Raw genomic sequence first — 11,800 nt, 5'->3', positions numbered from 1 at the left:
CGGTCCCGATTCTAGTCCAGTCACTGTATGGGTCTGTTCTCTCACGCCGTGAGTCTGGTCTGTCTTTCGGATATGTATCACGTGAGAATCGCGGAATTTATGTCACGAAGACACATCTTTCCGCCCAGATGGATTTCGGACAATGATCGCCTGTTGCCGATTCGATGCCGAGGTACTCCAGCCTACCTTCGCGGAGTATCCGGATCTCAGTCTCGAACTCGAGGGGCTTCACGCCGGTGAATCGACGCCGTTTCGTCTCGTCTTCTGGGCACGGGGGGTTCCGGCCGCTGATCTCGACGCGTCCCTCGCCGACGATCCGACTGTCGAGGATGTGCGGCGACTCGCGACGACCGCCGAGGCGCCGCTCTATCGTACTATCCATCCGGGGGATCTGCCGGCAGTGTCGATCTATAACGCCGCGATCGAACACGATGCACTGTTGCTCGCGGCGATCAGCGACGGCGAGGGTTGGGACGTCCGGTTCCGAATCCCGGATCGTGATGCCCTCTCGGCGCTCTGTGAGCGATGTCGCGACCTCGGCGTCCGGGTCGACGTCACGTCGATCCACGACCGGGACGAGGCGACTTGCTACGGGTTCGGGTTGACGCCTTCCCAGCGCGAAATCGTCACGCTCGCCTGGAATCGGGGCTACTTTTCGGTCCCGCGGGAGACCACGCTCGCCTCGCTGGCCAACGAACTCGACATCTCACAGCAGGCAGCCTCCGAACGTCTCCGCCGGGGTCTGTGGGTACTCGTCTCTAACACCGTCTGTGAACGTGACGCGGACGGGACCGCCGACAGGCAGTGATTTCTCCCAATCAGTTTATATTTCAGGGGCTGCCTTGATTCGGGATAGCGGAGACACGATCCGGACGAACCACGACGCTTTAGAGGTCCGGAACTGTCCGACGATTGTCGCTCTTTCACGGCGCGAAACTGGTAAGAGTCCCTATATACGTCACGGTCGTCGGAATATGTATATGTGCCCAGACGATCTATACGTAATTCCTGACGTGGCCGAGGGAGGCGGTGAAGACTGGATTCAGCCCCGTTCTGTCGACGAAATCGTTATCGACGCAATTCTCGACGCGACCGAGTACGAAGCCGGGGACCTTGATCCGCTCGGCGAGTACGTCGATGACGACTCACTCGGATCGCTGTTCGACGACGAGACTGATCTGGAAACACTCTCCTTCGAAGTCGATCCCTACGAAGTGACGGTCCATCAGTCGGGCGCGGTCGACATCGTTGCTGTCGAGTGACCCAAAAGTTGTCTGTAACGACTGGATCTCAACATCTTTACCTGCGGCCGCCCCTTGTGGAAGTATGACCCGAATCGCACTCATCGCTCACGACGACGAGAAACCTGAGATGATCGACTTCGTTCGTTCCCACGAGGACGATCTCTCGGGGTTCGACATCGTCGCTACCGGGACGACTGGCAAGCGAATCATGGAAGAATCTGAGTTAGATGTCGAACGGAAACAATCCGGGCCGCTAGGTGGCGACACGCAGATCGGCGCGGAAGTGGCTGATGAGGGCCTCGACGGCATTGTCTTCCTCCGGGACCCATTGACTGCCCAGCCACACGAACCCGACATTTCAGCGCTGCTTCGTATCTGTGACGTCCATGACACGCCTATGGCGACGACCCGGACCTCCGCGGAGTTCCTGATCGAAGGACTCGCCGACGAGTAACGGACCGCCGCCTTTCGAAATCCTTTTCCTACCGCTTGCCGACTTTCCGAACAGGCCGCCTTAGCTCAGATTGGGAGAGCACTCGACTGAAGATCGAGCTGTCCCCGGTTCAAATCCGGGAGGCGGCACTCAACATTTTGTTCCGTCGCATAGCCTCGCGGCGCTCGGATCCACTCCTTGTGGAGACGTAGGAAAAGAACTCGGCACTCCTATCGGTCACGTCTGGTGAAACCGCGACTCGTTTCGCTCGTCGCGGTATAGGGTGTCCATTCCTATCGGTAGGAAGCCTTGATCCCGTCCAGTAGCACTTCGGGATCGCGGTAGTGCTTGCTGATCGGCGGGATCTCGTCCTCGTCGAGGTTGAGAAACTCGTAGACAGCGGTCATCGCCGAGCGCACCGAGTACTCGACGGTGAACACGACATCTCGGTCCAGCTCGGCGTACTGGCCGAGGAAGGCGAGGTTGTTCGACCCGTCCGGGATCACTCTCGGTCGGTCGCCGGGCTCGCGGGGCTGGAAATGAGCCGTGATGAACGGCATCATGCAGGGGATGCAGTTCACGTCTTTTAGGATCTCAGGTAGGCGCTCCTCACAGTTCAGGTGATAGCACAGTTCCTCAAGGATCTCTCGGCCGGTGCATTCGGACATTTTCTTCTCGACGTAGTTGCCTTTCCGGTCGGGGAACAGTGCGTAGCCCCAGAAAACCTTCACGTCGTCGGGCTGGTTCGCGAAGTGTGGCTGGGCGGCGACCACGGTGGACATGAGCCAGTTCGAGTCGACGTAGGTCACCAGGCCGTTTCCGGGCTCTTCTCGCGTGAACTCGACGATATGCTCGAACAGATCGGTGTTGTCCAGCGTGACGGTGAACGACTCCCACTTGGTCTCTTGAACGTTCCCAGCGAAGACCTCGGGATCGCCGAACTGTGGGTTGTTCTCGGCGAGGTTTCGCCAGAGTTCCCAGGATGCCCCGGTCTCGTTGGTTTGGGGGGCCTCGTCCATCGTTCCGAGATCGGAGCCGTCGGTCATCGACCCGTTCGTGACGAACACCATGTCCGTCGGGTCGACATCCACGGTTTCGTGGTCGTCATCGGCCTCCATGTGGATGCGCTCGACGGTCCGACCTTCTCGGGAGGTGACCACGTCCATGTCGGTTACTTTGGTGTTGTACTGGAAGTCGACCCCGTTGTCGTCGAGCCACCGCCGGAGCGGCAGGATCATGGAGTCGTACTGGTTGTACTTGGTCCGATCGATCCCCTCCATGGTGTGCAACTGAGGAAACTCGTGGAAGAACCGGTACATGTACCGGCGAACCTCGGCGACGCTGTGCCAGGGCTGGAAGGCGAAGATAGTCGCCCAGACGTACCAGAAGTTCGTCTCGAAGAACTCCTCTCGGAACCACTCCTCGATCCGGGTGTCGCCCAGGCGCTGTTCGGGCGTTGCCAGCAGGCGGACCAGCGCGAGTCGATCCTGCGTGTCTAGTTCGTACTGGGAGGCGTCGATCCGGCGACTGCCCGACATCAGCCGAGTTTCCGCGTAAGACTCGTAGCGCCGGTTGAACTCGTTCATCTCCTCCTTGACGGAGGTGTCTGGGTCCTCCAACGACGGAATCGTCCGGAAGAGGTCCCACGTGCACTCGTAGGCGGGGAAGTTGAACATGCGCCCGCCACGGATGACGTACCCCTCGTCGGGATCGCCGGCACCGTCCATCGCGCCACCCATCACGTCGAGTTTCTCGTAGACGTGGATGTTCTCGCCGGGTACATTGCCATCCCGGATCAGGAACGCGGCGCCGGCCAGTCCCGCGATGCCGCCACCGGCGAAGTGGGCTTCGCGCTCGCTAGCCGGCGGCGTCTGGTTGTATCGGTCGGTACTCATCGGTCGCCCTCCGGCACGCTGTCAGTTGCTTCACGTACGGTGTCCGATTCGACTGTCGGCAATTGTGTGGTCATAGTCCATATCTCCTGTTCGGTGGGGCAACGCCGAAAGTCGATCTGTTCGCCGTCTCCACACACCTACCAGTACGGCTTCCCGGTAGCTAACAGTTTGCAGGATATATCCTGCTATTTATCAGATATCTTCGCCGAGATTCAAGTCGAGCCAGCGATCGTTCGTTCGAGCAACTGACGCTGTCCACGTCCCAATCGTTCTGACAGGGCCGAAGTTATCGTGTTCAGCTCGTCAGCGAGTTCCGAGAGGTTCGACTCGCGCGGCATGTCGAAGTACCCCATCCGGTAGACCACACGCAGCGCCTCGTGCTGGGGCGTGGTCTGACCGTCGTCGTCCCTATCGGCCTCTGTTTCGAAGAGTCGGAGTGGCCGTAACTCGACGCTCGTCGCGCCACAGGGCAGGCAGAGCGGCTCTCGGCCGTCCCTCTGTGTTCCATTCAATCGGCTGTCTGCTAGACCGGTGTCTGCCACACGGGTGGCGACGACCGGCAGTGGAGGAAAACGTCATGGTGACGCCGGGGGACAGCACCGAGGTGATGGACTGAACGACCGTGGTCGATCCCCTCACTTTTTCGCTCTTTCGGTTCAGGGAGCGATCCTCGGACTGTTCGTCGTCGCCGCCCGTCGCGGGAACGTCACAGCCGCTGTCAACGCTTTCGGCGCGTTCACTTTCGCGGTGGCTCCCGCTATTCTCGGAATCGGATTCCGGCTATTGGTAAACCGATCGCTCGCTCAGCCCCCCTTGCTCGGGATCTGGCTCGGCATCGCCGGGTTCCTCCACTCACTTGTCATGCTCGGACGCTACGAATCGACGTGGTGGTGAGACCCCCTCACTCACACCGTCTCGGCGGCGTTCGTCGCGGCGTTGCTCTATGCGGCGTTCCCCGCTCTGGCCGGGAACATGTCCTTTCCGTGACCGTCGGCGCAATGACGGTCGCGTTCACGGTCGTGATCGGCGTCTGCTGGGAACTGCTCGAATTCGTCGCCCGCGATGTGGCCGACCGACTCGATGTCGACCCGGGCTCGTCCACTACGGCTGGCGCCATACGGTCGTCGATCTCGGTTTCGACGTGGTCGGCGCGATCGTGGTCCTCGCCTTCGACGTGCGCGTCTTCGTTTCGGCCGTCGAACGGTTCCCGACTCTGACCGAACAGCTGTTCGTCGCCAGTGGGCGTCGCGTATGAATAGAACGCCGTCGAAAAACGAGAGAGTCGAACGACGGGCCAAGTGATCTACGCGACCAGCAGTTCTTCGCCGCGCTCGACTTTGATCCGGCAGGGTGGTGTGATCTTGTTGTAGGCGCGTCGGAAAGCTTCCTTTACGGCAGCGGCCTGATCGACCTCACAGTATGCTGTGAACAGGCGTTCGCCGGATTGGACGCGGGCAGCCGTACCGACGATCTTGCCGAAGGACTGGCGCATGCCGTCCGAGACGCGGTCTGCCCCGGCCCCGGTTGCCTGTTTGTTCTCCCGGATGACCTGGTGGGGGAACTTCCGGAGGACCATCTTGTAGTTGCCCTCGCCGAATTCCTTGATGAGGTGGCGGTTCGCCGAGAGGCGCGAGGCCTCCATCGAGCCGTGACGTAGCTGGACGGACTCTTCGACCACCAGCGAGATCTGGACGGGGTAATCCTCGGGATCGGCGTCGGCGTCGCCCATCTTGTGCTGTGCGATCTTCGAACCGGGAATGCCCGTGATGTACTCACGCCGGGTATACGACGGCTTGTCGATGTCCCGGTACATCGAGGCTGGTTTTTCGGACATGGTTTCTCTTAGCCGAAGAGAGGGAAACCGTTCAGATAAGGGCTTCGAAGCCGCCCGCCCACAGTTCTCGACGCGTCGTCGAATACTATCGGTCGTCGGCACTGACACCTGTGCCGGGCTGTCGCCCGTCCGTCGTCGATTCTTCCCGAACGATGTCGTTCCGGAGCGATCTAACGTCCTCGAGCATATCAGGTACCCGTTCGCGTGCCAGCGCGTCGGCCGCCTCCAGTGATTCGGTTGCCCGATCACGGGGCGTCTGGAGGCTCGAACGATGGGTGGCGACGTTCTCGCTCGCGTGTTCTCGTGCACGCTGGCAATAGGCCTCCACCAGGTTCCGGGCGGCAACTTCCAGTGCTTGCCGGGCCTTCTCCCGATCGATGTCGAACCGGGGTCGGTCACGGCCCCAGTCCAGGGTGTATACGGTTTCGTACCGATGGATTGTCGTCTTCCACCAGCGGATCGCCGCTTCGGGGTCCTCGGTCGCGGCGGCGACTTCGCGGGCGAACTCGGCGGCTTCGCGGGGTGCTCTGGCGAGTCTCCGGCGGTCGGCGAGGACGATTTCGCGCCGCTGGATCAGTTCTTCGTCGGGTGGCTTCTCGGCGTCGACCTCGATCGCTCGAGTGTAGGCGTCCGCGGCCGCTTCGATGTCGTCGAAGGCCGCTTCGAGTTCGCGGTCGTCCCACTGACGCTCGGCCCGCTCGAACAGGCGATCACCACGTGCCGCGTAGGCCTGCCGACGCAACGCCGTCAGATCGGCTCGAACAGCGGTGATTTCCTCTCCCAGGACGGCGTCGACGCCGGGTAACGAACCGATGATCTCGCTGGCAGTGTCCAGTTCACTCTCGACGGTTTCGAAAAGCGAGCAGGTCTCGGAACCGATCTCCTTTTCGATACGTTCTTCGAGACGATCGAGCGTCCGTCGGGCACGATCGAGGTGATCCTCGGCCGTCCGCCAGGTCCCGACGAGGTGTCCGGCACGTTCCCGAACGGGATCGAGGTTCGCCCAGCAGGGAAAGCGATAGGTACCGTCGGCTGTCTCGACAAGTAACGTCTCTCCGAGCAGCCGGTTCTCGATCGAGACGTCTCTGACGTCCGAGAGTCGGATCGAGATCGTTCGATCGCCGTCCGATCGACCGACGGCGAACAGGATCCGGCAATCGGTCAAGAGTGCCACTCCAGCGTACCATCGGTCCGGGCGATACGCTTGGCTTCCTTCCACGATGACGCCGTTTCGATGGTTCCACAGACAGAACTGCGGCTGTTCGGCGTCCCGGAGATACGTCTCCAGCGATCGATCTGCGAGCAACGGACGTCCAAGCAGTCCGTCGGTTTCGGTCGCAGTGAGCGGCGCTCTGTCCGGATCCTCCTCCGAGAAGTCGGTCACCCCTTGCACATAACCACCCTGACCTACCCGTTAAATACTCATCAATGAAAGTACAAAAATCCATCCTTGTCGGACTACCGTCTTCCGACAGCGGGGGTGGTCCAGTCTGCATGTCGGGATGAATGACCGGCGGTGACACGCGGGTTACTGCGACGCTTTTGGCCGTCCAGACACAACGGCAACACACGATGAATATGCTCGTTGACGGCGAGTGGCGAACCGACGCCTACGAGACAACCAACGAAGACGGCACCTTCGAGCGCCAGACGACTGCCTTCCGTGATCGCATCGAGGACGAGCCCGATGCCCACTTCCAGCCCGAATCCGGGCGGTATCATCTCTACGTCTGTCGGGCCTGTCCCTGGGCTCACCGGACACTGATCACGCGGAAATTGAAGGGATTGGACGACGCAATCACCGTCGACTACGTCGACCCCTACCGCGGCGACGACGGCTGGCAGTTCACCCCCGAGAAGGACGGCTGTACGCCCGATAGGGTCAACGGCGCGGACTATCTCCGTGAGGTCTACGTCAAAGCCGATCCCAACATGACCGGTCGTGTGACTGTCCCTGTCCTCTGGGACAAACAGGAAGGCACCATCGTCAACAACGAGTCCGCCGAGATCATGCGGATGCTCGACACCGAATTCGACGGTGTCGCCGACAACGACGTGGACCTCTACCCGGAGGGTTACCGCGAGGAAGTCGACCGGCTCATCGAGGAGATCTACGAGCCCATCAACAACGGCGTCTACCGGACCGGATTCGCCGACTCCCAGGCGGCCTACGACGAGGCGGTCGCGGAGTTGTTCGACGCCCTGGATCACTGGGACTCGGTACTAGCCGACCAGCGCTACCTCGCGGGCGACCGCCTGACGGAGGCCGACATCGCGATGTTCACCACGCTCGTGCGTTTCGACGAGGTCTACCACACTCACTTCATGTGCAATCATCGGCTGATCCGGGAGTACGACAACCTCTGGCCGTATCTGCGGGACGTCTATCAGACAGGAGACATCGCCGAGACGGTGGACATGGACCACATCAAAGAGCACTACTACACGACTCATCCCGACGTGAGTCCCAAGCGGATCGTCCCGAAGGGACCGGACCCGGACTTCGAGGCCCCACACGACAGGAACGACCTGTCCGGCACTCCGCCGGCCGATCTAGTGTAGCGGCCTTCAACCCCTTCCATGACAACTAAAGACTTCAAAGGCGTGCCACTGTGTATATGACAGCACTTGACCCGTCGACCGATCAGGACACCTTTGTGCATATAATAGAGTTAGAATGAAAATACTAAGTTAATGAAAATAACAAGCTGTGGAGAGCCCTTCTCTTTATTATAGTTCTATGTCTAATCTAATCTAGAATATTAACATGATCAGATCGCCGGATTAGTCTCGCTGATCTTTGCCGTATACCTGATATTGAGTACTTGTAAGTGAAGATTCTAAGTGATCGTCGTCAAGCAGTCGTATTACGTCCCATTTCTTTCTCATATCTGGTATATGTATACCCCACTCTCCACTCTCATCTGCTTGTATTTCTATCCCGAGGTCGTAGTCACTCACAATACTTTCAACCTGTGATTGGTCCAGAGAATCATAGAGTCCCCGCTCTTCGATTGATTTCATCTTACGTAGTGCTCTCCGGTCGCCAAGAATTGAATCAACAAATTCGTCCATATTATGTATACGTAATTCGGAACTGTCTATTCCCCTGAGGACATCATTTGCATGACGCTCATACTGGCTCAAATAATCAAATATATCTTCAAACTTCTTTGAAGCAAAAACATATATCGTGCCTTCATAGAGTATACAGTCGACCCTCTTTGGGATTGTAATTACGGTATCTTCGAACTCTTGATACTGGTCATCTCTCTCACTAATACGAAGGTCTTCTGTGTTACCTGAAATCTGACGATTTGAGAACTTTTGAAAAATAAGTACTTGTTCGTCCGATTCATTACTGATTCGGAGACACTGGAAGCTTATGTCTGAGAAAGTGTCATAAGACTCTGTATTGAAATTTGTCTCGTTCAACAGAGGTTCGTATCGCTCAAAGTGTTCGATACTGTTTGGGTCAGCATATTGGAGCGGAACAGTGTCTTGTTCTGTATTAGTTATATCATATTCCCTATAATCTCGACTCCCATCATCAACATCGGTGAGGTAACTTTGAGCCCTAGAAGATGCGATTGATTGTATCTTCTGGCGAACCTCGGGATCAAGAGAAATTTCGTGGTATTCCAATGCTGTAAGATTGCGCTCTGCTAAAATAGAGTCGGTCGTAGGGACTTCTACACCCAATATATAGTCCCGATCTAATTCCTGATTTGATTCCAATAGATTCACTGCTTCCCGGAATTGATCAATTGTCATTCGTATCTTCTCTTTGTGTTCATTACTGTAACAATAAAGAACTAACTCATTGCTCTGATGAATATTCGCCTTCGTTGAACATCACCTCCATCCCTACCATCCCTCGTTCTTCTCCTAGATCAAGTTCTATGCTTGACTCGATCTTGTCAGTATTCCCAGCAGTAACAATAATTTCAGCATACTCCCACGAAATCTCTTGAAAAGTATCTCGTTCAAGATCGGACCCAACGGATACATTTGTTGCACGGCCAGTATCGTCATCATATTCCCACTTTACGATGCTATCTTCTCCACCCCATCCGTCGGGGCCAGCAAACTGAACAATAAACGTAGGGTCAACTGTAATATAATCATCTGTTTCTTCTGTCATCACCCGAAGAAGATTGTACTTTGCTCGTTCACCGGAATTAATCGTTATTCTACTTGGATTCTCATCCTCATACCAGTGAAGTTGAGTGTTTATCACGTATTCATTCCCATCTAAATTTCCAGTCATCCGCAATTCTGGTTTACAGTTTTCAGCCGAGGACCGGCCATGGTTTTGAATCGGGACTCGAAATACCCGAGCAGAGATCTCTCCTTCGTCATTTGTTTCGAAAGCAGTTGCTGCTGATGCATCAATTGTTAACTTCGGCTTCGTATACCACCGCCATGCCCAGCTCTGTATAAAAGAAAAAACAAGTCCGCCAGAAAGGCCTCCGATAATTGCGCTGAGTAGAGGGATTGTAATGTTAGCCATCCTTATAATAATCGCACTTTTGCGAGTGATAATAAAAGCAATAGTGTCAAATACGATGGCGGTGTTCAGATAAGTACCGATCAGAGAATCTGTTTCTCCCCGCTAATCAGCCGAATCCTGGTGGAGTGAAAGGGCGAGCCAGTTTCGGGAACCCCGACGACGTAAGCACTGCAGGCCGCAACGCGGCCGAAGCGCGCAGCGAGGCGCGGGACTGAAACTGGCGAGGGCTTTCAGAGTAGTCTCACTCTGGTTGGATCCTTATCTGAACACTACCAATACGATACGATACGATCCTGACTGACTGCCGAGTGGACCACCCGCTGACCTCGGTTGAACCATAGAAACAACATTATTTAACACAATCGATCATCGTTTTGTACGTTTGGATCGCTACTGCTTAGGAAATTCGACGTTCAGAATCCCTATATAAATAGGGTGGCCGAACACCTTCGTCCGGATTCCCAGTGGACGGGGAGGCGGTGGACGAAGTATATGGGTGGCGTGACGAGTCAGGGATGTATGATGGACTGCCTGCAATGCGAGCAAACGCTCGACGGTGGCTGTACCGTCCAGGGCGTCTGTGGCAAGGACCCGGACTTGGACAGTGTTCAGGAGACGATGATCCTCGGTGCGAAGGGCGTCTCGGCGTACGCCCACCACGCCCGCGAGATGGGGTACGTCGACGAGGGCGTCGACGCGACCGTCCACGAGACGCTGTTCCACACGCTGACGAACGTCAACTTCGACATGGACGAGACGATCGACCAGGCTCTGGACCTGGGGTCGGCTGCGATCGACGCCATGGAACTGCTCGATCAGGCCCACATCGATACGCTCGGTCGACCCGAACCAACGGAGGTCCCCGAAAATCAGGTTGAGGGCAAGTCGATTGTCGTTACTGGTCACGATCTGTACGCCCTAAAGGAACTGCTCGAACAGACCAAAGGCGAAGGGATCAACGTCTACACGCACTCGGAGATGTTGCCCGCCCACGGCTACCCCGAACTCGCCAAATACGACCACCTCAAGGGCAACGTCGGCGAGGCGTGGTTCGATCAGCGTGACCTCTTCCGTGAGTTCCCCGGTGCCATCGTCGGGACCTCCAATTGCTTGATGCCGCCGGTCGACGACTACGTCGATCGGTTCTACACGACGACCGTCGCCGGTCTGGAGGGGGCCACCCATATCGAGGACGGCGACTTTGCGCCGGTCATCGAACAGGCCAAGGAGCTACCTGAGCCGGCCGCCGAGGAGTGGAACAGCGATGAAACGCTCTCGACGGGCTTCTACCACGAGACCGTCCTCGACCTGGCCCCGGAGATCGTCGAGGCCGTCGAAGCGGGCAAACTCCGGCACTTCTTCGTCATCGCGGGCTGTGACGGACCCACGGACGGCCGGTCGTACTACCGCGAACTCGCAAAGTCGGTTCCCGACGATTGCGTGGTCCTGACGACCGGCTGCGGCAAGTTCCGCTTCAACGATCTCGAGTACGGTACCGTCCCCGGCACGGACATCCCCCGCTTTATCGACCTGGGGCAGTGTAACAACTCCATTTCGACGGTCAAGATCGCCCAGGCGCTTGCGGAGGCCTTCGACTGCGGCGTCAACGACCTGCCCGTGAGCATCGTCCTCTCGTGGTTCGAGCAGAAGGCCGTCGCCGTCCTGCTCGGGCTGTTCGATCTGGGCATCCAGAACGTCCGTATCGGCCCGACGATTCCCGAGTGGCTCACCGATGACGTTGTCGAGCTCCTCAACGACGAGTTCGGTCTCCAGGCGATCGGTGACCCCGAAGAGGACCTCGCCGAGATGCTCGGCGAGCCGGTCTGAAGAGCCCGGAGTACTATTCAGCGGCTCCTTGTTTTCTCGCCGGCTCTGACTCGC

Annotated in this window: 12 protein-coding genes and 1 tRNA gene; 7 read left to right on the top strand and 6 right to left on the bottom strand. The window is 57.5% G+C overall.

Going from position 1 to position 11,800, the window contains the following annotated elements; all coding sequences use genetic code 11:
• The first annotated feature begins 142 nt into the window (after positions 1-142).
• The 4 genes from BN2694_RS17400 (at position 143) to BN2694_RS06435 (ending at position 1,826) form a co-directional block, all read left to right on the top strand.
• Positions 143-808 (top strand): helix-turn-helix domain-containing protein, encoded by a 666-nt coding sequence (locus tag BN2694_RS17400; RefSeq protein WP_210408922.1) that lies wholly within the window; start codon positions 143-145, stop codon positions 806-808.
• A 166-nt stretch (positions 809-974) separates the two neighbouring features.
• The gene (locus tag BN2694_RS06445; RefSeq protein WP_244605376.1) at positions 975-1,262 is read left to right on the top strand and encodes a HalOD1 output domain-containing protein; all 288 of its coding nucleotides are present in this window, start codon (positions 975-977) and stop codon (positions 1,260-1,262) included.
• A gap of 64 nt (positions 1,263-1,326) precedes the next feature.
• Complete coding sequence (locus BN2694_RS06440) at positions 1,327-1,698, top strand: methylglyoxal synthase (protein WP_135663625.1); 372 nt, start codon at positions 1,327-1,329, stop codon at positions 1,696-1,698.
• A gap of 54 nt (positions 1,699-1,752) precedes the next feature.
• Positions 1,753-1,826: transfer RNA gene (locus BN2694_RS06435), tRNA-Phe, on the top strand.
• A 144-nt stretch (positions 1,827-1,970) separates the two neighbouring features.
• On the opposite strand, the gene BN2694_RS06430 is transcribed toward BN2694_RS06435, so the two are convergent.
• Both BN2694_RS06430 and BN2694_RS17395 read right to left on the bottom strand, forming a co-directional pair.
• Positions 1,971-3,572: an oleate hydratase gene (locus BN2694_RS06430; RefSeq protein WP_135663624.1), complete on the bottom strand. Its 1,602-nt coding sequence runs from the start codon at positions 3,570-3,572 to the stop codon at positions 1,971-1,973.
• A gap of 212 nt (positions 3,573-3,784) precedes the next feature.
• Complete coding sequence (locus BN2694_RS17395) at positions 3,785-4,114, bottom strand: helix-turn-helix domain-containing protein (protein ID WP_135663623.1); 330 nt, start codon at positions 4,112-4,114, stop codon at positions 3,785-3,787.
• Here BN2694_RS17395 and BN2694_RS06420 point away from each other — a divergent pair.
• On the top strand, positions 4,104-4,466 hold the full coding sequence (locus BN2694_RS06420; protein WP_135663622.1) for a hypothetical protein: 363 nt from the start codon (positions 4,104-4,106) through the stop codon (positions 4,464-4,466). The genes BN2694_RS17395 and BN2694_RS06420 overlap by 11 nt on opposite strands.
• A gap of 409 nt (positions 4,467-4,875) precedes the next feature.
• Here BN2694_RS06420 and BN2694_RS06415 read toward each other — a convergent pair whose 3' ends face one another.
• Together BN2694_RS06415 and BN2694_RS06410 are read right to left on the bottom strand one after the other, a co-directional pair.
• Positions 4,876-5,406: a 50S ribosomal protein L16 gene (locus tag BN2694_RS06415; protein WP_135663621.1), complete on the bottom strand. Its 531-nt coding sequence runs from the start codon at positions 5,404-5,406 to the stop codon at positions 4,876-4,878.
• An 85-nt stretch (positions 5,407-5,491) separates the two neighbouring features.
• Positions 5,492-6,799, bottom strand: a complete 1,308-nt coding sequence (locus BN2694_RS06410) for a hypothetical protein (RefSeq protein WP_135663620.1) — start codon at positions 6,797-6,799, stop codon at positions 5,492-5,494.
• Positions 6,800-6,978: 179 nt separating this feature from the next.
• Here BN2694_RS06410 and BN2694_RS06405 point away from each other — a divergent pair, with 179 nt between their 5' ends.
• Complete coding sequence (locus BN2694_RS06405) at positions 6,979-7,968, top strand: glutathione S-transferase family protein (protein WP_135663619.1); 990 nt, start codon at positions 6,979-6,981, stop codon at positions 7,966-7,968.
• A gap of 222 nt (positions 7,969-8,190) precedes the next feature.
• Here the strand turns inward: BN2694_RS06405 and BN2694_RS06400 are convergent, their stop codons facing one another.
• Together BN2694_RS06400 and BN2694_RS06395 are read right to left on the bottom strand one after the other, a co-directional pair.
• Positions 8,191-9,180: a Kiwa anti-phage protein KwaB-like domain-containing protein gene (locus tag BN2694_RS06400; protein ID WP_135663618.1), complete on the bottom strand. Its 990-nt coding sequence runs from the start codon at positions 9,178-9,180 to the stop codon at positions 8,191-8,193.
• Positions 9,181-9,226: 46 nt separating this feature from the next.
• Positions 9,227-9,919, bottom strand: coding sequence for a hypothetical protein (locus tag BN2694_RS06395; protein WP_135663617.1), 693 nt, complete (start codon positions 9,917-9,919; stop codon positions 9,227-9,229).
• A 519-nt stretch (positions 9,920-10,438) separates the two neighbouring features.
• Here BN2694_RS06395 and hcp point away from each other — a divergent pair.
• Positions 10,439-11,746, top strand: a complete 1,308-nt coding sequence (gene hcp, locus BN2694_RS06390; RefSeq protein WP_210408921.1) for a hydroxylamine reductase — start codon at positions 10,439-10,441, stop codon at positions 11,744-11,746.
• Positions 11,747-11,800 lie beyond the last annotated feature (54 nt).

The sequence above is a fragment of the Halorhabdus rudnickae genome, assembly GCF_900880625.1.
Lineage (GTDB): Archaea > Halobacteriota > Halobacteria > Halobacteriales > Haloarculaceae > Halorhabdus > Halorhabdus rudnickae.
Note: the sequence above shows the minus strand (reverse complement) of the source record. Positions and strands in the feature narration are given on the sequence as shown.